General features: G+C 60.2%; 20 protein-coding genes and 1 tRNA gene. 20 read left to right on the forward strand and 1 reads right to left on the reverse strand.

Translation table 11 applies throughout. From position 1 onward, the window contains the following. Positions 1 to 3 precede the first annotated feature (3 nt). The 19 genes from LCQ44_RS06160 (at position 4) to LCQ44_RS06250 (ending at position 21,186) form a co-directional block, all read left to right on the forward strand. Entirely contained in the window at positions 4 to 2,019 is a 2,016-nt protein-coding gene (locus LCQ44_RS06160) for a dipeptide/oligopeptide/nickel ABC transporter permease/ATP-binding protein (protein WP_035138893.1), read from the forward strand. Beyond that, a complete protein-coding gene (locus LCQ44_RS06165; protein WP_118081936.1) occupies positions 2,020 to 2,847 on the forward strand; it encodes an ABC transporter ATP-binding protein in 828 nt (275 codons plus the stop codon). A gap of 80 nt (positions 2,848 to 2,927) precedes the next feature. Further along, the gene (locus LCQ44_RS06170; RefSeq protein ID WP_225093364.1) at positions 2,928 to 3,905 is read left to right on the forward strand and encodes an acetylxylan esterase; all 978 of its coding nucleotides are present in this window, start codon (positions 2,928 to 2,930) and stop codon (positions 3,903 to 3,905) included. Further along, positions 3,898 to 4,749 (forward strand): acetylxylan esterase, encoded by an 852-nt coding sequence (locus tag LCQ44_RS06175; protein WP_118081942.1) that lies wholly within the window; start codon positions 3,898 to 3,900, stop codon positions 4,747 to 4,749. The genes LCQ44_RS06170 and LCQ44_RS06175 overlap by 8 nt, the downstream gene beginning before the upstream one ends. A gap of 68 nt (positions 4,750 to 4,817) precedes the next feature. Further along, the gene (locus LCQ44_RS06180; protein ID WP_196025586.1) at positions 4,818 to 5,738 is read left to right on the forward strand and encodes a dihydrodipicolinate synthase family protein; all 921 of its coding nucleotides are present in this window, start codon (positions 4,818 to 4,820) and stop codon (positions 5,736 to 5,738) included. Between the two features lie 171 nt (positions 5,739 to 5,909). After that, positions 5,910 to 6,875, forward strand: coding sequence for an ROK family protein (locus LCQ44_RS06185; RefSeq protein ID WP_006236155.1), 966 nt, complete (start codon positions 5,910 to 5,912; stop codon positions 6,873 to 6,875). 140 nt (positions 6,876 to 7,015) lie between these two features. After that, positions 7,016 to 7,702: an N-acetylmannosamine-6-phosphate 2-epimerase gene (locus LCQ44_RS06190; RefSeq protein ID WP_006236154.1), complete on the forward strand. Its 687-nt coding sequence runs from the start codon at positions 7,016 to 7,018 to the stop codon at positions 7,700 to 7,702. 101 nt (positions 7,703 to 7,803) lie between these two features. Further along, entirely contained in the window at positions 7,804 to 8,724 is a 921-nt protein-coding gene (gene rapZ / locus LCQ44_RS06195) for an RNase adapter RapZ (protein WP_022094878.1), read from the forward strand. A 6-nt stretch (positions 8,725 to 8,730) separates the two neighbouring features. Then, positions 8,731 to 9,660: a DNA-binding protein WhiA gene (gene whiA, locus LCQ44_RS06200; RefSeq protein ID WP_022094879.1), complete on the forward strand. Its 930-nt coding sequence runs from the start codon at positions 8,731 to 8,733 to the stop codon at positions 9,658 to 9,660. A gap of 193 nt (positions 9,661 to 9,853) precedes the next feature. Continuing rightward, entirely contained in the window at positions 9,854 to 10,879 is a 1,026-nt protein-coding gene (gene gap / locus LCQ44_RS06205; RefSeq protein ID WP_055286941.1) for a type I glyceraldehyde-3-phosphate dehydrogenase, read from the forward strand. Between the two features lie 140 nt (positions 10,880 to 11,019). Beyond that, positions 11,020 to 12,210 carry a phosphoglycerate kinase gene (locus LCQ44_RS06210; protein ID WP_006236149.1) on the forward strand — a complete coding sequence of 397 codons (1,191 nt, stop codon included), beginning with the start codon at positions 11,020 to 11,022 and terminating at the stop codon, positions 12,208 to 12,210. After that, positions 12,203 to 12,970: a triose-phosphate isomerase gene (tpiA, locus tag LCQ44_RS06215; protein ID WP_089572945.1), complete on the forward strand. Its 768-nt coding sequence runs from the start codon at positions 12,203 to 12,205 to the stop codon at positions 12,968 to 12,970. Before LCQ44_RS06210 ends, tpiA begins: the two co-directional genes overlap by 8 nt. 5 nt (positions 12,971 to 12,975) lie before the next feature. Next, complete coding sequence (gpmI, locus tag LCQ44_RS06220) at positions 12,976 to 14,529, forward strand: 2,3-bisphosphoglycerate-independent phosphoglycerate mutase (protein ID WP_225093365.1); 1,554 nt, start codon at positions 12,976 to 12,978, stop codon at positions 14,527 to 14,529. 164 nt (positions 14,530 to 14,693) lie between these two features. Continuing rightward, positions 14,694 to 14,948, forward strand: coding sequence for a preprotein translocase subunit SecG (gene secG, locus LCQ44_RS06225; protein ID WP_006236144.1), 255 nt, complete (start codon positions 14,694 to 14,696; stop codon positions 14,946 to 14,948). A gap of 295 nt (positions 14,949 to 15,243) precedes the next feature. Then, positions 15,244 to 16,920: a peptide ABC transporter substrate-binding protein gene (locus LCQ44_RS06230; protein ID WP_225093366.1), complete on the forward strand. Its 1,677-nt coding sequence runs from the start codon at positions 15,244 to 15,246 to the stop codon at positions 16,918 to 16,920. 156 nt (positions 16,921 to 17,076) lie between these two features. Next, positions 17,077 to 18,114, forward strand: a complete 1,038-nt coding sequence (locus LCQ44_RS06235) for an ABC transporter permease (protein WP_161144843.1) — start codon at positions 17,077 to 17,079, stop codon at positions 18,112 to 18,114. Positions 18,115 to 18,128: 14 nt separating this feature from the next. Then, entirely contained in the window at positions 18,129 to 19,064 is a 936-nt protein-coding gene (locus tag LCQ44_RS06240) for an ABC transporter permease (protein WP_006236141.1), read from the forward strand. A 2-nt stretch (positions 19,065 to 19,066) separates the two neighbouring features. Further along, the gene (locus LCQ44_RS06245) at positions 19,067 to 20,158 is read left to right on the forward strand and encodes an ABC transporter ATP-binding protein (protein ID WP_055310514.1); all 1,092 of its coding nucleotides are present in this window, start codon (positions 19,067 to 19,069) and stop codon (positions 20,156 to 20,158) included. After that, positions 20,158 to 21,186 carry an ABC transporter ATP-binding protein gene (locus LCQ44_RS06250; protein WP_022094888.1) on the forward strand — a complete coding sequence of 343 codons (1,029 nt, stop codon included), beginning with the start codon at positions 20,158 to 20,160 and terminating at the stop codon, positions 21,184 to 21,186. Before LCQ44_RS06245 ends, LCQ44_RS06250 begins: the two co-directional genes overlap by 1 nt. A gap of 714 nt (positions 21,187 to 21,900) precedes the next feature. Here LCQ44_RS06250 and LCQ44_RS06255 read toward each other — a convergent pair. Then, the gene (locus LCQ44_RS06255; RefSeq protein ID WP_225093224.1) at positions 21,901 to 23,193 is read right to left on the reverse strand and encodes an IS30 family transposase; all 1,293 of its coding nucleotides are present in this window, start codon (positions 23,191 to 23,193) and stop codon (positions 21,901 to 21,903) included. A 240-nt stretch (positions 23,194 to 23,433) separates the two neighbouring features. Here LCQ44_RS06255 and LCQ44_RS06260 point away from each other — a divergent pair. Beyond that, positions 23,434 to 23,523 (forward strand) — tRNA-Leu (locus tag LCQ44_RS06260). Positions 23,524 to 23,561: the final 38 nt, after the last annotated feature.

Consider the following 23,561-nt stretch of genomic DNA (forward strand, 5'->3'; position numbering starts at 1 on the left):
ATTATGGTAAAGATTCGAGAGAAGCAAACCGAGCAGCTCGAGAAGGCTGCCTCCAAGGGGCTCAAGCTCGGTGGCTGGAAGAAGATGACGCTGTCTTCTAAGATTGCCGCCGTCGTGCTGGTGCTGGTCGCCCTGACTGCGATTCTGGCGCCCCTTCTTGCCCCCTATAGCCCGGTCGAGATCTTTACGGCTCGCCAGGCTCCCGGCAACGGATTTATCTTCGGTACCGACGATAAGGGTCGCGACATTCTGTCGCGTATGCTCTACGGTGGTCGTTACTCGCTGATTATCGGCTTTGGCGCCACTGCCATGGCTCTGGTCTGCGGCTCGGTCGTGGGCGCCCTTGCAGCGGTTTCGCGCAAGGCGGTCTCCGAGACGATCATGCGTATCTTGGACATCATTATGTCCATCCCGGGCATCGCCCTCGCGGCCGTCTTCGTCTCCATCCTGGGCAACTCCGTGCCGTCGATCATCTTCGCCATCGGCTTTATGTACACTCCGCAGATTGCCCGTATCGTGCGCGCCAACATCGTGTCCGAGTACGGTGAGGACTATGTCCGCGCGGTCATCGTTTCCGGCGCCAAGGCTCCGTGGATTTTGATCAAGCATGTTCTGCGTAACTGCATCGCCCCGATCATGGTCTTCACCGTTACCCTGGTCGCCGACGCCATCATCTTCGAGGCCTCGCTGACCTTCATCGGCGCCGGCATCCAGGAGCCCACCGCTACCTGGGGCAACATCCTCGCCGACGCCCGCGGCGGCGTGCTCGCCGGCCGTTGGTGGCAGGCGCTGTTCCCGGGCCTGGCTATCATGATCACCTGCCTGGCGCTCAACATCCTCTCCGAGGGCATTACCGACGCCATGGCCGCTGCTCCCTCCGCCGCCCTGGATCCGACCGATTCCTCCAAGCGTCGCGAGGCCGACCTGCTGGTCTCCGACCCCGTTCGCGCCTACAAGGAGCAGGCCCAGTCCCTCTCCGCTCGCCTTGGCGCCCTGCGCGATGTCGAGCTCAAGCGTGACGACCGCCATGTGCCCGATGAGTCCGTTGAGCCGATTCTCTCGGTCCGTGACTTCTGCATTCAGTTTGAGCATCACGGTGATATCAACGTCGTCGACCATGTCAACTTTGACGTCCGTCCCGGCCAGACCATGGGCCTGGTAGGCGAGTCCGGCTGCGGTAAGTCCATCACCACGCTGGCCATCATGGGCCTGACCGACGATGACGAGCATCTTTCCGGCGAGGTTCTCTGGGAGGGCCGCGACCTGCTCAAGATGAGCAAGAAGGAGTGGTTCGGCCTGCGCGGTACCGATATCGCCATGGTCTATCAGGACGCCCTGTCCTCGCTCAACCCCTCCATGCTCATCTCTGCCCAGATGAAGCAGCTCACCAAGCGCGGCGGCACCCGTAGCGCCGAGGAACTCCTGGAGCTCGTGGGCCTCGACCCCAAGCGTACGCTCGAGAGCTATCCGCACGAGCTTTCCGGTGGTCAGCGTCAGCGCGTTCTGATCGCTATGGCCCTTACCCGCGACCCCAAGCTGGTTATCTGCGACGAGCCCACGACCGCTCTGGACGTTACGGTCCAGAAGCAGGTCATCAAGCTGCTCAACGACCTTCAGGCCAAGCTCGGCTTTGCCATGATCTTCGTTTCGCACGACCTGGCGCTGGTCGCCGAGGTCGCCCACAACATCACGGTTATGTACGCCGGCCAGGTTATTGAGCAGGCGCCCACCAAGGAGCTGCTCACCAACCCGATTCACGAGTACACCCGCGGCCTTCTGGGTTCCGTCCTGTCCATCGAGAGCGGTTCGGGCCGCCTGCACCAGGTGCCCGGCGCCGTTCCGAGCCCGCGCGATTTCCCCAAGGGCGATCGCTTCGCGCCCCGCTCGAGCCATCCGCGCATTGGCCTGGACACCCGTCCGGTCTTCAAGCGCGTGCCCGGCACCGAGCACTTCTATTCCGAGCTCCCCGACGAGGTGCTCAAGGCAAATGGTTTGACCCCTCACGCGGAGGTGATGTAGATGAGCGAGACCGCAGTCAACGGCGTCGAGCCGATCATCTTCCTTGATGACGTCCACGTCACCTTTAGGACCCGTACCGGCTCGATTCTGCACCCCAACCTGGTTCACGCCGTCCAGGGTGTAACGATTAAGCTCATGCCCGGACAGACCATCGGCATCGTCGGCGAGTCCGGTTGCGGAAAGTCCACCACGGCTAACGTCATGTGCGGCCTGCAGGCCCCCACGAGCGGCAAGGTCTACTTTAAGGGCAAGGACGTCACCAAGCGTACCGCCGAGGACCGTCGCCACATGGGTCGCGTCATCTCGGTCGTGTTCCAGAACCCGGCCACGGCGCTCAACCCCCGCATGGTCGTTCGCGAGCAACTGCTCGACCCCATGCGCGTCCACAACCTGGGTACCGAGGCCGAGCAGGAGAAGCGCGTCAAGGAGCTCTTGGAGCTCACCGGTCTGCCCTCCTCCGCCGCCGAGGTTCTTCCCGGCCAGCTTTCGGGCGGCCAGCGCCAGCGCGTCGCAATTGCCCGTGCCCTGTCGCTGAACCCCGATGCCATCATCGCCGACGAGCCCACCTCGGCTCTGGACGTTTCGGTCCGCGCGCAGATTCTCAACCTGCTGACCGACCTTAAGAAGGAACTCGGCCTGGCTATGGTGTTCATCAGCCATGACATCCAGACGGTCCGCTATATTTCCGACGACATCATCGTCATGAATGGCGGCAAGATCGTCGAGCAGGGCGAGGCCAAGCAGGTTTTCCAGCATCCTCGAGACCCCTACACTAAGATGCTGCTCGGCGCTGCGCCGTCGCTGCTGCATCCCAAGCTCGGCGAGTAACTTCGCTTTCCCTCCCGTGCGCCCGGTTCCCTTGCCGGGCGCACCTCCGTTGCGATTTCGAAAGGTTGGGTTCACGAGCCATGCCAAGTGCTCAGGAGCTACAACATCAATTTGGTGAATATCGAGGCGCTATGTCCCGTCCATCAGATTTCGATCTCTTTTGGAAGGATCGCATGGCCGAGGCTGACGCCGTCGGGCTTGACTATGCGATCGAGGCGGCATCGGTCACCGATGCCGTGACCTGCCAGCTTTTCGATCTCTGGTATACCGGCATGTGCGGCGCTCGCCTGCACGCCAAGTACCTTAAACCTGTCTCGGACGAGCCCGTGCCATTGGTACTTCAGTTCCATGGGTATCCGGGTGCAAGCCGCAGCTGGTTTGAGCAGGCGTCGTTTGCGGGCATGGGCATGGCACTCATCGCCCTCGACTGCCCCGGCCAAGGAGGTCCCTCCGAGGACATTGGTGGATTTGAGGGCACGACGGTCGCGGGCCATATCGTCGCCGGTATCGACGGCGACCCGGCCAACCTCTACTATGTCCGCTTGCACCAAGATATCCGCATTCTTTGCCGTATTGTTCGTGAGCTCGAGGGCATCGATCTTGCCCGTGTATTTGTGAACGGCGCATCGCAGGGCGGCGGTTTGGGCATTGCGACCTGTGCGCTTAACAGCGAGCTTATCAATCGCGCCGCCATCCTCTATCCCTTCCTGTCGGATTTCCGCCTGGTCTGGGATTTGGATGCCGACGACATTGCCTACGAGGGTCTGCGCTATTGGTCTCGCTGGTTTGACGAGGACTCGACTCGTATTGACGAGGCCTATGCCAAGCTGGCGTACTTCGATTCCAAGAACTTTGCCCCCATAGTCAAATGCCCCGTGCTGTTTGGCACGGGCACAGCCGATATCGTCTGTCCTCCGGCGACGCAGTTTGCAGTCTACAACAACCTGACCTGTGAAAAGCGTCATGAGTTCTTTGAAGGCTTCGGTCACGAGGAGATTCAGGATTTTGACGATCTGATCATTCCATTTTTCTGCAAGGGAGGGGAGGCTCATGTCTAAGTGCGAGAGCAATATCGATGAGCTGATTGTCCCCGAGCTTGCGGGAATTGCTGGGACGGTTTCGTCAAGGCTCTCTGATTTCCGGGATTGGCGCGGCGATGCTTCTGCGGATGTTTCCGAGTTGGAGACAGCCGCTTCGGACCTTGAGGTTTGCGGGCTGACCGTTACGGCGATTGATTTCGCCAATCCGTGCGCGCGCTACTCCGAGGTTTCCTTTGAGCTCGGCGGGTATGTCGTGCACGGCCGTTTGATTGAGCCCTCTGGTTGCGCCCGAAGATCCGAGCTTGTTCCGCTGTGTCTGATGTTCCATGACATCGACCGACCCGTGCGGGGATGGCATCACATGACGCGGTTTGCCGCCATGGGATATGCCGTGCTTGCGCTGGACGATGAGACTATTGGATCCAGCGATCTGCAGCAGGGGATTACCTCGCCTGCTTTTGTCGAGCGTGTCCGTTGGGGCTGCGCGTTGGCGAAGGTTGCGCGCAACCTTGATGGCATGGATCCCGACCGCATCTTTGCATGGGGCGAGGGCCTTGGCGGCGGTGTCGCGCTGGCGGTTTCTGCTCTGGACGAGCGGGGCCTTGCCTGCACGGCGCTTGCCAATCCGCTTCCCAGCGGTCTCGAGACGCTGTCGCCTCGGGTTCGTGGCTCGGTGCTCATGGGCACATCGCTCATGGATACCGTGAGTGATCCCAAGGGCCAGTTTGCCGTATTCAACGGTCTTGAGTGTGACCGGAGGCATATCATCTATGCCAAATACGCTCACGAGCGCATCAATGCGTTCGAAAACGAAGTCGTCGACTTCTTTAACCAAACGTTCTATTCGTGTTCTTTGGCCTAGACGGCCTGGACACCGCCAACAAGAGTGGGCGGCATAGGGCTGCCCGCCAGACAACTAAGGAGATTCTTGTGGCAACTCAGAAATTCACCGGCGTTATCCCTCCCGTCGTTGTTCCCGATACCGAAGACCACCAGCTCGACGTTGCCTCCTTTGAGCGCAGCATCAACCGCATGATCGATGCCGGCGTCGATGGCCTGTTCTTCCTGGGCTCCTCGGGCGAGGTCGTCTTCTCCACCGACGAGCGCCGTCGCCAGATTGTCGCAGAGGCCGTCCGTATCGTCGACCACCGCGTTCCCGTTCTGGTCGGCATCATCGACACCGAGACCGAGCGCATGATCGAGCACGGCAAGGTCGCTCAGGAGCTGGGCGCCGATGCGCTCGTCGCCACCTGCCCGTTCTATGCCCTGCAGGGCATGACCGAGGTCGAGGAGCACTTCCGCATCCTTCACGAGGAACTCGACCTGCCCATCTTCGCCTACGACATCCCCGTGTGCGTCCACACCAAGCTCCCCTGGAAGCTCCTTGCTAAGCTCGGCGCCGAGGGCGTCCTGGCTGGCGTCAAGGATTCCTCGGGCGATGACATCTCGTTCCGCTACCTCATTCAGGAGAACGAGAAGAACGGCCATCCGATGAGCATCCTTACCGGCCATGAGGTCGTCGTCGACGGTGCCTATCTCGGTGGCGCCGACGGTTCCGTTCCGGGCCTCGCCAACGTTGAGCCCGAGGGCTACGTTCGTCAGTGGAAGGCCGCTCAGGCTGGTGACTGGGCTACCGTCAAAGCCGAGCAGGATCGCCTCAATGAGATTTCGCACATCTGGGATGTCACCTCGGGCGTCCAGGGCTATGCCGGTGGCGTCGGCGCCTTCAAGACCGCTATGAACCTCATGGGCATCTTCGACAGCCCGACCATGCCGCGCCCGGTGAAGGCCATGACCGGTGAGAACGTCGAGGCGATTCGCAAGGTCCTCCAGGACAACGGTCTCCTTTAAAGCTTTCCCAGGCACCCGACCTCGCCGTTCAACCGTGCGGCCATGACCCATTAGGCCAATGGCCGCACGGTTTCTCGGCGATCTCGGGCACCTGGAAAACCTTTACCGCGCTGTGACGGCTAGCCTGACGGCGCATTTCCTGTAGTTGTTTTGTCTCCGAAGGAGAACGACATGGAGAACAAGTACGTCTGCTCTGTCGATATCGGCGGAACTAAGATCGCGACTGCCATCATGGAGTACCCGGCTGACGGCGGTGTGCCCCATCCCGTTTTTGAGGCTGAGGTTCCCACCGAGGCCCAGGAGGGTGGCGAAGCGGTCTTCCAGCGCATCGAGGCGTCTATCAAGGCAGCTCTTGAGGCAAATCCCGATGTCGAGGTCCTCGGAGTTGGCATCGGCGCTGCCGGTGTCGTCGACCCCAAGACGGGCGCCATCGCGTATGCCAATGAGATTATGCCCGGCTGGTCCGGCGTTCAGTTGGGGCCGCGTCTGCGCGAGGACCTCGGCCTTCCCGTTGCCGTTGTAGGCGACGTGCAGGCTCATGCTCTGGGCGAGGCCCACTGGGGCGTCGGCAAGGGCAAGTTCTCCGTCTTGTGTTTGGGCATCGGTACGGGCATCGGCGGCGCATATGTCGAGAACGGCCGCGTGATGCAGGGCTTCCATGGTGCTGCCGGCCATATGGGCCACATCGAGTGCTCGGCTGCCGCCGGCATTCCCTGCGCCTGCGGGCGTTCCGGCCATCTGGAGTCGGTTGCTTCCGGAACATCAATCGGGCGCATGTACGATGAGCGTTTTGGCCGCGTCGACCCCAGCCGTCCTTCGGTCGGCCGTGACGTGAACGACCTGTGCCGCGCAGGCGACGCAAAGGCGACCGAGGTCATTCATGACGCCGGCTTTGCGCTGGGCGCCAGCCTGGGCTCGCTCGCTAACATCCTGGACCCTGAGGTCATCGTGCTTTCGGGCGGCGTGATTCACCAAGGTCCCGATTGGCGTTCACAGACGTGGAAGGACTCGGTGCACGAGGGCTATGCCAGCCAGGCGCTCGACCCGCTTCAGGACACGCCGATTCTCATCGGCTCTCTGGAGGGCGACGCGCCGCTCATCGGTGCCGCCGAACACCTTCTTGCATCGTTGAAGTAAACATAACTACCAAGTGCGCCTTCTGAGGTGCCGCAGATTGACGTGAAAGAGGAGCGAAGCGTACTTCGGTACGCGAGCGACGGTTTGAACGTCAAGGTGCGGTGTCTCAGAAGGCTGTTTTGAGAAAGGTTGAGTCGAACATGACCGTTGATCCTTTGATCCAGTCCCTGAAGGGCAAGCTCGTCGTGAGCGTTCAGGCGTATATGGGCGAGCCGCTTCGTACGCCCGAGACCATGGCTCAAATGTCTCGCGCTTGCGAGCTTGGCGGCGCCGCCGCCATTCGCTGCCAGGGCCTTGCCGACATTGCCGCCATTAAGGGTCGCTGTGAGGTTCCCGTCATCGGTCTGTGGAAGGACGGGCACGAGGGCGTTTACATCACGCCGACGCTGCGTCACGCTCGTGCCTGCGTTGCTGCGGGTGCCGATATCGTGGCGATCGACGCCACCGATCGTCCGCGTCCCGATGGCAAGTCGGTCGAGGATACCTTCCGCCCGCTGCACGAGGAGGGTGTGCTCCTGATGGCGGATTGTGCCACCATCGAGGACATTCGCCGTGCGGTTGATATGGGCTTCGACCTGGTATCCACCACACTTTCTCACGGCGTCGCCGCCATCGACTGCACCATGGCCGATGGCCCCGATCTGCCGCTCCTGCGTCAGGCGACCGAGGAATTCCCCGGCCTTCCCATCATTTGCGAGGGTCGCGTGCATACGCCCGAGGAGGCTCGCGCCGCGATCGATGCTGGTGCCTGGGCCGTTGTCGTCGGCACCGCCATCACGCACCCCACGAGTATTACGAGTTGGTTCAAGGCTGCGCTTGAGGCGTAAGACAGGCCTCGTATCCGCTCGGGGCGGTATACTCAATATAGGCAATTGACCGCGCGGGATCCGGGTTGCTGGGTCCCGCGCTTGTTTTCGGGAGGCAACACATGCAAAAGGGAGATGCCATGGATGCGGCGGAGCGCTCGGAGCGCATCCCCGATATCGTCATCATCACCGGAATGTCCGGATCAGGCCGCACACAGGCCATGCACGTGTTCGAGGACATGGGCTATTTTTGCATCGATAACCTGCCTCCGCGTCTCATCGCCCAGCTTGCCGAGCTCGTCGGCATCAATACGGGCGTGGGCAGGCATCTCGCCGTCACCTGCGATTTGCGTAGCCAGGGACTGTTTGACGAGCTGCTCGATGCGGTCGCCGCGCTCGAAGAGCGCGAGATGAGCTGCGACATCGTGTTCCTGGAGGCTTCTGACGAGGTGCTGATTCGTCGCTACAGCGAAAATCGCCGCCGTCATCCCATTGCCAAGCCGGGGGAGACTACGGCCGATGCCATTCAGCGCGAGCGCCTTCAGCTGCAGGGCGTGCGCGACCGAGCCGATATGATTATCGACACGAGCCGTCTGCGTACCTCTGCGCTGCGCAACAAGCTACGTATGGCATTTTCCGAGCTGTCCGACCAGCAGCTCATGGACGTCCACGTGTTCTCGTTTGGCTTTAAGCACGGCATGCCCGTCGAAGCGGATATTATGATCGACGTCCGCTTCCTGCCCAATCCGTTCTACGATCCCGAGATGCGCACGATGACCGGTCTCGATAAAAAGGTCTCCGATTTTGTTCTGGACCATCCCAAGACGCAGGAGTTTTGGAAGGCTTGGACACAGCTGCTCGATACGGTCATGCCCGGTTATATCGCGGAGGGTAAGCCGCAGCTTTCTATCGCCATCGGCTGCACGGGCGGCCAGCACCGCAGCGTTGCCATTGCCGAGGCCACGGCCCGTTACCTGGAAGGCGCTCAGTATCATGTGAGCATTTCCCACCGCGACCTGTCGCGCGCCAACACGAAGGCATAGGCCTGCATGTCGTTTACCGCTGAGGTGCGCGACGAGCTTGCGCGCTGCGAACCCGAATGTGAATACTGCGACTTGTCGACGCTCGCCGCCCTCACGCGCGTGAGCGGTACGCTCTCGCTTGCCGGCTCTGGGCGGTATCGTTTGACGGTTGCGACTGAGACGGGAGCCGTCGCGCGCACGATGATCACGCTGACGCATCGTATCCTTAAGCTCAAAACGGAGTTCACCGTCCGCAAATCTGTCTTGCATAAGGTTCGAAACTACCTCATCACCTTGCCTGATCAGCCAGACCTGGATAAGGCCTTGGTTCTGCTGGGTATCCTCGACCGTAGGGGAGGACTTGTCGCCGGCGTACCCCGACATATCGTTGCCCGTCCTTGCTGTAGACTTGCCTATATCCGCGGCGCGCTCATCGCGGGCGGCTTCGTGGCCGATCCACGCGGCGATTTTCATTTGGAGATCGCTGTGCAGGGCGAGCAATATGCCAAGGGACTTTGCGATCTGTTGGAGCAGATTGGGGTCCATGCTCGTGTTAATGCACGGCGGGGGTCATATGCCGTGTACATTAAGAGCGCCGAGGAAATCGAGCATCTATTAAAGCTGATTGGTGCCAAGCGCAGCGTTGCCGAGATTGAGGAGGCGCGCGCGGTCAAGTTGGTTAAGAACGATGTGAACCGTCGCGTGAATGCCGAGCTCGCCAACCAGACCAGAAGCGCCGGTGCTGCCCAACATCAGCTTGCGCTTATCGATGAGCTCGAGCAGCGTGGCCTTCGCGATGCGCTTCCGGATGCCTTGGCGGTCTTTTGCGACCTGCGCGAGCGCTATCCTGATCTGTCGCTGCGTGATTTGGGGGAGATGGCTGACCCTCCCTTGTCGAAGTCAGCCCTCTACCATCGTGTTTTACGGCTTGAAAAGCTCATTGAAGCAAACAGGTAGTTTGAAGTAACGACTTATATATGGATTTAGCTGCTATTTTAGTATTTAAAACGTTTTAACGTAAATTTGATTTTCAATTTCGAGCATTCTCGTGAAATTCAAGTCAAAAAAAAGGTATATTAGGCGAGTGGTTAGTTTGTGGGCCTCAACGGCGGGCGCTGTAGCTCGCGGGGGCCTTACGAAAGGAGACACAATGGCAGTAAAGGTTGCTATTAACGGCTTCGGTCGCATCGGTCGTCTGGCTTTCCGTCAGATGTTCGGTCATGAGGGCTCCGAGATCGTCGCTATCAACGACCTCACCTCTCCCGATATGCTCGCTTACCTGCTGAAGTACGACTCCACGCAGGGCAACTACGCTCGCGATCACGAGGTCGTTGCTGGCGAGGATTCCATCACCGTTGACGGCAAGGAGATCAAGATCTACAAGGAGGCCGACGCTAACAACCTGCCTTGGGGCGACCTTGACGTCGACGTCGTTCTCGAGTGCACCGGCTTCTACACCAGCAAGGCTAAGGCTCAGGCCCACATCAATGCTGGCGCCAAGAAGGTCGTCATCTCCGCTCCGGCCGGCAGCGATCTGCCCACCATCGTGTACAACGTCAACCATGAGACGCTGACCGCTGAGGACAACATCATCTCCGCTGCTTCCTGCACCACCAACTGCCTCGCCCCGATGGCCAAGGGTCTGAACGACTTCGCTCCCATCGTGTCCGGCATCATGACCACCATCCACGCCTTCACCGGCGACCAGATGCCGCTCGACGGCCCGCAGCGCAAGGGCAACTTCCGTCGCTCCCGCGCCTGCTCCGAGAACATCGTCCCGAACACCACGGGCGCTGCCAAGGCCATCGGCCTGGTTCTCCCCGAGCTCAACGGCAAGCTCATCGGTGCCGCCCAGCGCGTCCCGACGCCGACCGGCTCGCTGACCAACCTCTACGCCGTCGTTGACAAGAAGGTCACCGTCGACGAGGTCAACGCTGCCATGAAGGCCTACGCCGAGACCATCCCCGAGACCTTCGCCTACAACGAGGACCAGATCGTCTCCCGCGACATCGTCGGCGAGACCCACGGCTCCATCTTCGACGCCACTCAGACCATGTGCTCTGACCTCGGCAACGGCCAGACCCTCGTTCAGGTCACCTCTTGGTACGACAACGAGAACTCCTACACCTCTCAGATGGTCCGCACCATCAAGTACTTCGAGAAGTTCGTTGCTTAATTTAGCTTTTAGCGAATAGCTCGTTGAGCGTCTAAAGAAGGGCGCGGCCTTATAGGGCTTACACCCTAGGGTCGCGCCCTTTTTATAAGAAATCGTCTGCCGTAATGGGAGGCAGACACGTACGAAAGGTAGAAGCAAACATGGCCTTTACCAAGAAGACCGTCCGCGACATCGATGTCGACGGAAAGCGCGTTCTCGTCCGCGTTGACTTTAACGTGCCTATCAAGGATGGCGTCGTTGGCGACACCACCCGTATCAAGGCTGCCCTGCCCACCATCAACTACCTCGTTGAGCACAATGCTCGCGTCATCCTCATGAGCCACCTCGGTCGTCCCGAGGGCACCGGCTTCCAGCCCGAGCTGTCCCTCGAGCCCGTCGCCAAGAAGCTCGCTGAGCTCTCTGGTCTCGACGTTGCCTTTGTCGCCGACACCTACGGCGAGAAGGCTGCTGAGGCTGTCGCCGCCGTCGAGCCGGGTAAGGTCCTCGTTCTCGAGAACGTCCGTTTTGACAAGCGTGAGAAGAAGAACGATCCCGAGATCGCCAAGAAGCTCGCTTCCTATGGTGACGTCTTCGTTCTCGATGCCTTCGGCACCGCTCACCGCGCCCAGGGTTCCGTCGTGGGCCCCGCCGCTTACCTGCCTGCCGTCGCCGGCTTCTTGCTCGAGAAGGAGGTCGACACGCTGACCGGCATCTTCGCCGAGCCCGAGCGCCCCTTCGTCGCCATCGTCGGCGGTTCCAAGGTTTCCTCCAAGATCGGCGTTCTCGATCACCTCATCGACTCCGCTGACACCCTGATCATAGGTGGCGGCATGGCCTACACCTTCTTCCTGGCTCAGGGCCTGTCCGTTGGTCAGTCCCTCAAGGAAGAGGACTGGGTCGAGCGCGCCGGCGAGATGCTCAAGAAGGCTGAGGAGAAGGGTGTCAAGATCCTGCTCCCCATCGACAACCGCGTTGCCGATCACTTTGGCGAGGACGCTGTTCCCGAGGTTGTCGCTTCCGACGCTATCCCCGACGATCGTGAGGGTATGGACATCGGTCCTAAGACCGAGGAGCTCTACGCCGAGGCCGTCAAGGGCGCCAAGACTGTGTTCTGGAATGGCCCCATGGGCGTCTTCGAGTTCGACAACTTCGCTCACGGCACCCAGGCTATCGCCGAGGCTGTCGCCGAGGCCGACTGCACCTCGATCATCGGCGGTGGCGACTCTGTCGCGGCTGTCAACAAGTTCAACCTGGCCGACAAGATGAGCTGGATCTCCACCGGTGGTGGCGCTTCCATGGAGCTCGTCGAGGGTAAGGCCCTGCCCGGAGTGGAGGCGCTTCTCGATGCCTAATCGCACCCTTCTCATCGCTGGTAACTGGAAGATGAACAACGACGTCGCCGAGGCCGCCAAACTCGCCGACGAGCTGGCTCAGGCTCTGCCCGAGGTTCCGGCTGGCGTCGAGGTGCTCGTCTGCCCTCCGACCATCGACATCACCACGGTTCATGACCGCATTCAGGCTGCCCCCATCGCCCTCGGTGCACAGAACGTGTACTGGGAGGCCAAGGGTGCCTTCACCGGTGAGTCCTCTTGCGACATGCTCAAGTCCGCTGGCTGCACCTACTGCATCATCGGTCACTCCGAGCGTCGCGACTACTTCCACGAGACCGACGAGGATCAGAACAAGAAGGCCAAGGCCCTCGTTGCCGCCGGTCTTGTTCCCGTCTTCTGCTGCGGCGAGTCCCTTGAGGTCCGCGAGGCCGGCACCTATGTCGAGCACGTCGTGAACCAGGTCAAGGCTGGCCTTGCTGGTCTTGAGATCACCTGCCCCAAGCAGGTCGTCGTCGCCTACGAGCCCATCTGGGCCATTGGCACCGGCAAGACCGCTACCGCCGAGGATGCTCAGGAGGTCTGCGGCGCTATCCGTGAGACCCTCAAGGAGATGTTCGGCGAGGAGCTCGCCGACGGCATCCGCGTTCTCTATGGTGGCTCTGCCAAGCCCGGCAACATCGCTGAGCTCGTCGCCAAGCCCGACGTTGACGGCGCCCTCGTGGGCGGCGCTTCGCTCAAGGCTGCCGACTTCGCCTCTATGGTCGTCAAGGCAGGCGAGTAGGACATATGGCACAGCGTCATCTTCCTGCACTCCTGATTATCATGGACGGCTGCGGCCTGGCTCCGGCCGATGGCGAGAACGCCGTCGCCGCTGCCAAGACGCCCTTCCTTGATAGCCTGTACGAGAAGTATCCTCACACCACGCTCGGTGCTTCGGGCGAGGACGTGGGCCTTCCCGACGGCCAGATGGGCAACTCCGAGGTAGGCCACCTCAACATCGGTGCCGGCCGCATCGTGTTCCAGGAGCTTTCGCGCATCAACAATGCCATCAAGGACGGCTCCATCGCCAAGAACGAGGTTTTCGTCAAGGCTATGGACGATGCCAAGGCTGACGGCAAGACTCTCCACCTCATGGGCCTTATGAGTCCTGGCGGTGTTCATTCTCACATGAACCACGTCGAGGCTCTGGTCAAGATGGCTGCCGAGCACGGTGTCAAGACCGTTCGCGTCCACGCCTTCATGGATGGCCGCGACGTTGACCCGCAGTCCGGCGCTGGCTACATGAGTGAGTTCTGCGCCTTCCTGGCTAAGATCTCCGAGGAGACCGGTTGCGACGCTCGCGTTGCCACCGTCTCGGGCCGTTATTGGGCCATGGACCGCGATAATCGTTGGGAGCGCATCCAGCGCGCCTACGACGTCATGGTCAACGCGTCCGATGCCGATGTCGACCCCGTTGCCGGTATCAAGGCCTACTACGAGAAGGATCCGCGCGGCGACGAGTTCGTCGAGCCCTTCGCTGCCCACAACGAGGGCATCCACGAGGGCGACGCGGCTATCTTCTTCAACTTCCGTCCCGACCGCGCTCGTCAGATGACCCGCGTGTTCACGGACAAGGAGTTCGACGGCTTTGAGCGCGAGCAGATCAAGCTTTCGCACTTTGTGACGATGACCGAGTACGATCCGACGTTTGACGTCGAGGTCGCCTTCCCCAAGACGTTCCCCGAGAACGTTCTGGCCGACGTTATCGCCGCCAATGGCCTGAAGCAGCTGCACACCGCCGAGACCGAGAAGTACGCCCACGTGACGTTCTTCCTCAACGGCGGCATCGAGGAGCCCAAGGAAGGCGAGGAGCGCGTGCTCGTCGCTTCCCCCAAGGTCGCTACCTACGATCTGCAGCCTGAGATGAGCGCTCCCGAGGTTACCGAGAAGCTTGTCGCCGCCATCAACGAGGATCGCGCTGATTTCTACATCGTGAACTTCGCGAACTGCGACATGGTTGGTCACACCGGTGTCTTCGACGCCGCCGTTAAGGCCGTCGAGGCTGTTGACGATGCCCTGTCCAAGGTTGTCCCGGCGATTCTCGCCAAGGGCGGCTTTGCGCTGATCACCGCCGACCACGGCAACGCCGACCACATGTTTGACGTTGCTTCCGACGGTTCCAAGCATCCGTTCACGGCTCACACTACCAACCGCGTTCCGTTCATCATCGTTGATGAGAAGGCCAAGCTCACCGGTATCGAGGACGGCCGTCTTTCCGATATCGCTCCGACCATGCTCACCATGGCTGGTATTGAGCCTTCCGCCGAGATGACGGGTCGCGTGCTCGCCATCGAGGCCTAATAGAAAACAAATACCGTTTTCTAGTAAGGGGGTTGTCCACGACCGGACAACCCCCTTTTTAATATTTCTGCCATTTCTACCCCGTACCTAAATGGCGGGTGGGGGAGTGTTGGGGATTGTGGTACAGTACTGGAGTTTGAATTGTTCTATTAAGGAGCTTATCTATGGGTCCGTTCCAGATTCTTCTGTTTGTCGTTTGGGCTGTCTCTGCCGTGGCGCTGACGATTCTCGTCCTGATGCATTCCGGTAAGGGCACCGGCGTTTCGGATATGATCGCTAGCTCGCTGTATAACTCCAGCTCTGCCACAGGCGTTATGGAGCAGAACCTCGATCGCCTGACCGTCATCATGGCTGTCGTGTTTGCCGTGTGCGTCGTGCTGTGCATGTTCTTCTTCCCGCAAGGCATCGTGGGCTACTAAACACGAGCCGCATAAAATAATTGAAAAGGGTTCCGCAAGTGCGGGACCCTTTTTGTTTACAAATTTGTAACAGAGTCAAAATATCCCCACATACTTCGCCCAACTAAAGAAATTCTTGACCGTTGACCGGAATTAGCCCCAAATCGTGCATAAAATGCGCTACTGTATTGCGAAACGTTGGTCCGTTGTGCATAACCAGCCATAGCGACGGGCGACGTTTTGATGGTTCGGATCGGATTGTCTCGACATGTGTCCGACTGAACATTTCTTTGTCCTATCTCATAAGGAGGATGGCATGGCTGATTCTATGTTCCACCAGCCCGTTATGGGTCGTCGCGCCTTCGTTGGCGGTACCCTTGCTGCGAGCTCCATGGCTTTTCTTGCCGCATGCGGCAAGAAGGGTGGCGACGCTTCCGGTTCTGAGTCCGGTTCGACGCTGAACTTCTACATCAACAACCCGGTCTGCATCGACCCCTACAACGTCCAGGAGGACCAGGGCACTCAGGTCGAGTATCAGCTCTTTGACGCTCTGACCTCTTACGACGCCGAGAAGGGCGAGATCGTTCCGCTGGCTTGCGAGTCCTTTGAGTCCAACGACGACGCCACCGAGTTTACCTTCAAGATCAAGAAGGCCAAGTTTCACAACGGTGACGACGTTACTTCCAAGTCCTTCAAGCTCGGTTGGGAGCGTCTGGTCAACACCAAGTCGGCCATCGCTACCGAGTACGGCCCTTCCGAGGTCTCCTATCACCTTTCCATGGTCGAGGGTTATGACGACCTGCTTGCCGGTAACGCTACCGAGCTCAGCGGTGTTACGTGCCCCGACGATGAGACCCTCGTCGTCAAGCTGTCTTCCGCTTACGCCGACTTCCCCTTCGTCGCCTCTCATCCGGCTCTGGCCCCGGTTCCCGAGTGCGCCGAGTCCGATGTCAAGAGCTTCTATCTTGCCCCGGTCGGTAACGGCCCGTTCATGATGGACGGCAAGTGGGAGGATGGCCAGGAGATCAACGTCAAGAAGTTCGACGATTACTATGGCGACAAGGCCAAGATCGATGGCATCCACTTCCAGGTCATCAAGGACATGGAGACCGCTTACAAGGAGTTCCAGGCCGGTAACCTCGATGTCTGCGACGTTCCCGTCGCTCAGATCGATGCCGCCAAGAAGGATCGCGGCGTGTCCAAGGACGGCTACACCATGGGTGACGGCGAGCGCATGCTGCTCGGCGCCGAGCCTTCCACGTACTATCTGACCTGCAACACCACGGCCGAGCCGTTCAACAACGCCGACCTGCGTAGGGGCATCTCCCTGGCCATCAACCGTGAGGCCATCTGCAAGACCATCTTCAAGGGTACCCGTACCCCTGCCGACGGCATTGTTCCTCCGGGTATCGATGGCTACAAGGAGGGCGCATGGGAGTTCTGCGCCTACGATGTCGACAAGGCTAACGAGTACCTCGACAAGGTTGCTCCCGCTGGCGCTAACGGGGATCGTGGCATTAGCGTGACCCTGTCCTACAACCAGGACGGCGGTCACAAGGAGATCATGGAGTCCATCATCGGCGACCTCGCCAAGGTTGGCGTTACCGCTGTCTCCGATACCCCTGAGTGGTCTGCCCTGCTCGAGCAGTATCAGAACTTTAACTATCAGTTCGGTCGTCTGGGTTGGATTGCCGACTACCCGATTATGGACAACTTCCTGTATCCGCTGTTCCACTCCGACTCCCTCGGTGGCGACAACCGCTCCGGTTACAACAACCCCGAGTTCGACGCCAAGGTCGACGAGGCTCGTACTATTGTTGACGACGAGGAGCGCGTCGCTAAGATGCAGGAGGCCGACGCAATGGTCGCTGCCGACTGCCCGGTCATCCCGATTATGTTCTACACGCACACCATCGCCGGCTCCGATCGCATCAAGCACCTCTATGTCGATCCGCAGAAGCACGCCGATCTGGGTACCGCTGAGCTCGCCTAAGAGTTTGCAGCTTCCGTGAGGGTCAAGTATTTACGTAGACCTCATGGGAAACATACAGTTCTCCCTAACCTGGGGTAAACTGGCTGATGGTAATTTTGGGATGCCGGTCTGGCGATCGGCATCCCATTTAGGTTAATCCCTAGATAGGGGAGTGGTATGGGTAAGTACATCGTTAAACGTGTGCTTCAGTTCATCCCGGTGTTTTTGGGCGTTACGCTGATTCTGTTCGCCCTCCAGAATATCGTGCCGGGAGATCCGATCAAGCTGATCGGTGGAGACAAGGCTCTGTCCCCCGAGGTGGAGCTTCAGCTTCGCGTCCGCTATCACCTGGTCCAGACGGACGAGGACGGCAACGCGATCCTTGACGAGAACGGCGACCCCGTTCAAACGTCGCTCGTGGACCGTTACTTGTATTACATGAACGGCCTGCTTCATGGCGATCTGGGCAATTCGTATCAGCGCAAGCTGCCGGTTACGGATATCTTTGCCCAGAAGTATCCGTATACGGTCAAACTTGCCGCGTGCGCCATCGTGCTCGAGGCAATTATGGGTATCGGTGCGGGTATCATTTCGGCGGTAAAGCGTTATTCCTTCTGGGATATTTTGGTAACGCTCACCACGTCGATCCTCGTTGCGGTCCCGGCCTTCTGGCTCGGTATGTTGCTGCAGCTGTTCTTTGGCGTCATCCTCAAGGACGCCACGGGCGGTGCAATCTCCATGCCGATCTCGGGTGCCGGCGGTTCCAGCTCTCAGTATCAGGATTGGATGCACTATGTGCTTCCGACCATTACGCTGGCTTCGGTTTCGACCGCTTATGCTGCCCGCATTATGCGCTCGCAGCTGCTTGACGTCATGAACCAGGATTACATCCGTACGGCAAAGGCCAAGGGTCTCTCCAATCGTGCGATCATCGTCAAGCATGCGCTTAAGAATGCACTCATCCCCGTCGTTACCTATATTGGTGTCGACTTTGGTGGCATGCTTTCGGGCGCCATCCTGACCGAGACGGTCTTCAACTGGCCCGGTATCGGCTATGAGGTCTATCGCGCCATTAGCATGCGTGACTGGCCCATCGTTATGGGCGGCGTTACGCTCATCGTCGTCGTCGTCATGGTGATCAATCTGCTCGTCGACATTAGCTATGCATTCCTCGACCCGCGCATCCGCCTTGGCGGTCCGTCGGATAAGGCCTAAGGGAGGTACGTCTCATGCAGGAAACTGATTCTCAGTCTCAGGAGCAGGCTACCGCCACCAAGGTCGCATCTGCTCCCGCCAAGTCCCGCACGCTGTGGGGCGACGCTTTTAAGCGTCTTCGTAAGAACAAGCTCGCCGTTATCGGTGTCTGCTGGATCATCATCGTCGTTGTGGTTGCCCTGACTGCAGATCTGTGGGCTAAGCCCTGGCTCGGTTCCCCGACGGCTTCCGACTCGACCACTATGGCCGAGACGTCGCTGTTGGCTCCGTGTGCAGAGCACCCGTTTGGCACCGACGCCCTTGGTCGTGACATTCTCGTCCGCGTTATCTACGGTGCGCGCGTTTCGCTGTCCGTCGGCATTATGGCCACCGCGATCTCCACGCTAATTGGTCTGGTCATGGGTGCTCTGGCCGGTTTCTACGGCGGCATTTGGGATACGATCATCATGCGCTGTGCGGACATCTTCCTGGCGTTCCCGTACGTGCTGTTCGTTGTCGCCATGATCGCCGTTATCGGCCGTGGTCTTCAGAACGTCTTTATCGCCATCGGTATTCTCGGCTGGCCTTCGATTGCGCGCGTCTTCCGCTCTGCGATCTTGACCGTCAAGGAAAACGACTATGTTGATGCTGCGCGCGCGATGGGTGCATCTGATGCTCGTATCGTTGTACGTCACATCTTCCCGAACTCCGTCGCCTCCATCGTGGTCTACGCGACCATGAACATTGGTGGCGCCATTCTGACCGAGTCCGCTCTGTCCTTCCTCGGCATGGGCGTTATTCCGCCTACGCCTTCGTGGGGCTCCATGATTCAGGACGGTCAGCAGTATCTTCTGACTGCTCCCTGGATGATGATCATGCCCGGTCTGGCAATTCTCTCGACGGTGCTCGCCTTCACCCTGTTGGGTGATGGTCTGCGCGACGCCCTCGACGTCAAGATGAAGGACGCATAAGGATGAAGAAGAACAAGAACTATGTGGACCTGAAGGACCAGCCGGTTCCCGAGGGCCAGCATCTGCTCGAGGTCGATGACCTTAAGATGTATTTCCACACCGAGGATGGCGTCGTTCGCGCTGTCGACGGTGTCTCCTACACGCTCGATCGCGGCGAGACCCTGGGAGTAGTCGGTGAATCCGGCTCCGGTAAGTCCGTGACCGCCATGACCATCATGGGTCTTATCTCGATGCCTCCGGGAAAGATCGAGGGCGGCGACGTTCGCTATCGCGGTCGTTCTATCCTCGAGATGACCGAGGAAGAGATGCAGCACATTCGCGGTAACGACATCGCGATGATCTTCCAGGATCCTATGACCTCCTTGAACCCGGTCTATAAGATCGGCAAGCAGGTGGGCGAGGGTCTTCGTCTGCACCGCGGTTACTCCAAGCAGGAGGCGCTCAAGCGTGCCACCGAGCTTTTGGACCTCGTTGGTATTCCCGAGCCCGAGAAGCGCGTCAATGAGTATCCGCACCAGTTCTCTGGCGGTATGCGTCAGCGCGTCATGATTGCTATGGCTCTTGCCTGCGATCCCGATATCCTGATTGCCGACGAGCCCACGACGGCTCTGGACGTTACCATTCAGGCTCAGATTATCGAGCTCATGCAGGAGATGCAGGAGAAGAACGGCAACGCCATCATCATGATCACCCATGACTTGGGTGTCGTCGCTGATATGGCCGACAAGATCATGGTTATGTACGCCGGCCGTCCCGTCGAGTTCGGTACTGCTGAGGAAATCTTCTACGAGAGCCGCCACCCCTACACCTGGGGCCTTATCCGCTCCATCCCGGAGCAGGCCATCGATGAGAAGAAGCCGCTTACGCCGATTCATGGCAACCCGCCTTCGCTCATGAACCTGCCCGAGGGCTGCGTGTTCTCTCCTCGCTGCCCCTATGCGACGGATAAGTGCCGCAAGCAGCGCCCCGAGCGTTTTGTTACCGAGTCTGGTCACTATTCTGCGTGCCACTACGCTGGCGACCCCGAGTTCCTCAAGAACGCTCCTGTGACGTCCCGTACGCGCAAGGATTCCAAGAAGGGAGGCGAGGCGTAATGGCAGATACCAACGAGCGTACTCCGCTGCTGAAGGTCGAGCACCTCTCTAAGGAGTTCCCCGCTGAGTCCGGCATGTTCGCCAAGCGCTTCTCCAAGCGTGTCGTCTCTGCTGTAAATGACATCTCTTTTGAGATTTATCCTGGAGAGACCTTCGGTCTGGTTGGCGAGTCTGGTTGCGGTAAGTCCACCACGGGCCGTACCATCATGCGCCTGACCAAGCCGACCGCCGGTAAGGTGTTCTTCCAGGGCAAAGATGTTGCCGAGATGAGCAAGCATGAGATCAAGGACATGCGTCGCGAGATGCAGTTTATCTTCCAAGATCCTTATGCTTCGCTCAACCCTCGTATGACCATCGGTGAGATCGTCTCCGAGCCCATGACCATTCACGGCGTGGGCACCAAGGAGGAGCGCATTGAGCGCGTCCGCGAGCTTCTCGACGTTGTCGGACTGAACCCCGAGCACATCAACCGTTATCCGCATGAGTTCTCGGGCGGCCAGCGTCAGCGTGTCGGTATCGCCCGCGCTTTTGCGCTGAAGCCCAAGCTGATCATCTGCGACGAGCCGGTCTCCGCTCTGGATGTTTCCATTCAGGCCCAGGTTCTGAACCTGCTCAAGGAACTTCAGGACAAGTTCGGTACCGCGTATCTGTTTATCGCTCACGACCTGTCCGTCGTGCAGCACATTTCCGATCGCGTTGCCGTTATGTATCTGGGTAAGATGGTTGAGGTTTCGGACTGGAAGACGCTCTATAGCGAGCCTCACCATCCGTACACGCAGTCGCTGCTGTCTGCCGTACCGGTTCCCGACCCTGATATCCAGAAGACTCGCAAGCGTATCATCCTTGCCGGCGATCCGCCGTCACCGCTGGATCCGCCGACCGGCTGCCGTTTCCACACTCGCTGCCCGATCGCTCAGGGTATCTGCTCTGAGAAGCTTCCCGAGTTTAAGGAAGTCGCACCGGGCCACTGCTGTGCGTGCCACTTCGCGGAGCCGTTCCCGATCAAGGAATCGCACATCGACCTGTAGTCGGTTGTTATTGTCCGGGCCCGTGCTGGACTTAGTTTTCAGAACGTCCTCGACCATGGAAACCCCCTTATCCTGCTCCTTCGGAGCCGCGGATAAGGGGGTTTCCTGGTCTGCGGAATGTTCTGAAAACTAAGTCCAGCACGGGCCCTGTGTTACCGCTGCAGAGGGGTGCGATTCCTTGATCGCTCACTTAATCTAATAAGAAATTGAGTGAGGCCGGAGCTTTAGCTCCGACCTCCCCATATAAGGGCTCGGCAAAGCCGAGCCACCAAATTTGCATCAGCCCCATAACATGTTTGAGAACGGTGTCTGGAGTACGTGGACGTAGGTCCCGAATCGGTGTTGCCTCCCGGCGCATTCCGCAGGGGGAGCGATATTTTGCAGCACGAAGTGCGCAGCAAAATATCGGTCATGCCCGAGGACGCGCCGGGAGGCAACACCGATTCGGGACCGGACATACGGATCTACCTGCGCATTAACAAATTCGGGTTGATTTCCGATCTCAGCCGAACACATTGAGCAAATAGGCCATTCCCGCAGTTAGCTGAACGCCCCCGCGGCCCCTCCTGGGGTCCGGGGGCGCCGTTTTCCCAGTTGAAGGAACGGTGGAGATGTGTTTCGATGGGTCCGGTGGCCATGCTCCGCCCTCCGCCCGGCACCTCTTCCCAGACTCAGCCGGACGGCCGGTCCGTCTATTCCGTTTTTTCCTTCAGGCTAGGACAGCGGGGCATCGCCCCTCTCTGCGCGCGCCCGCCCTATCAGTCCCGGCGTCAGGTCGAGCTCGCCGAGCGGCACGTCCTCCACGCCGTAGGCGTCCAGCAGCGCCGCCGCGTCGTCCCCGAGCATCGCCCTGAAGGCGCGGGCGGGCGTCGTGAAGCCGAGCGCGCCGCGGGGCTCGGAGTTCACGTGCGACATGGCCAGCGCCAGGTCGGCCGGGGAGAGCCGGTCGAACCTGATTCCGGCGCCCTTGGGCAGCAGCTTCCTTATCTCGACGTGGTTGCGCTCGCAGGCGCCCTTCTGGTCGCTTCGCCCGGGGTCGCAGTAGAACAGCCTCGTCTCGCCCGGCCCCTCGCCGAGCAGCGCCGCGATCGCCGCCTCGTCGGAGAACTCGGCGCCGTTGTCGGTGAGCACGGCGCGGAAGACCCTGCCCATGCCGTCGGCGCCGAGGACCTCCCTGATATCGCCCAGGGCGTCCGCGACGCACCCGGCGGTCTTCTCCTCCAGCGGCAGCGCGAGCTGGAGCCTGCTGGGGCGGTGCAGCAGCGTGAGCAGGCAGGCGGAGTCCTCCCGCGCGCCCTCGACCGTGTCCATCTCCCAGGCCGCGGCGCACGCGTCCTCCCCGAGGGCGAGGAACGCGGCATGCGACCTGCGGGCGGAGTGGCGCGTGGCCGCCCGGCCGGCGGCGCTCTTCCTCGGCCTGTAGCCGACCTTGCGCCTGAGCTCCATGTTGGTCATGCCGTCGTAGCCCGCCGAGACCCAGCGGTAGATGGTCGACGGCGACAGGTCCACCGGGCCGCCGTTGCGCGCCGCCATCTGCTCGGGCGAGAGCCCCCGGCGCAGGCAGTCCCTTATCGCCTCCAGCCTGGCCGCCGCGGCGGGCTCGTCGGCGTCTATCCCGCGCCTGGACGAGACGAGGACCGAGTCGGCGCACAGCTGCGCGGCCCGGGCCTCGTAGAAGACGTGGGGGCGGCGCTTGCAGCCGATCGCGCGGTACCGGCCGCAGCCGTTGCAGCATCGCGGCCACGCGGCCAGGCGCGGGCAGGCCGCCGACAGGTCGGCGGAGGCGTCCACGCGCTCGCCGCGCCTGGACTTCGGCGCCGTCACGAACCTGTGCGACGCCACCTCGGCGCTCACCGTCGAGGGCGACCTGCCCAGCTCCCTCGCGATCTCCCTGCACGAGGCCCCGCGCTCCAGCATCCTCTGGACCGTGTCCCGCTCGTGCCTCGTGAGCCTTCCGTAGGCCCTCGGGACCGCCCTCGCGGAGCCCCTATTCTTCTTTCCGGACATGCCGTCCTCCGATCTCCCGGGGCCGGCCGGTCCGGCCCTCAGGGTATCGGGTTCCCACATTCATCCGCACATGTGCGGATGAATGTGGGAAGTGTTCGGATGAAGTTGATAATCAAGGATTAACAAATTCGTAAACTTTTTTGAAAAAAGTGCTTGCACAGTTCTCGAATCATAGGTTATTATCTTCCTCGTTGAACGCGCGGGTCCAACAAAACGAACCGTGAGTCAACAACATAGCATGTCGGAGTGGCGGAATTGGCAGACGCGCTAGCTTGAGGTGCTAGTGACCGCTTTTTGGTCATGCGGGTTCAAGTCCCGCCTCCGACACCATCGCATTTGAGAAGCCTCTTCGGAGGCTTTTTTGTTAC

It is taken from the genome of Collinsella aerofaciens (assembly GCF_020181355.1).
Taxonomy (GTDB): domain Bacteria; phylum Actinomycetota; class Coriobacteriia; order Coriobacteriales; family Coriobacteriaceae; genus Collinsella.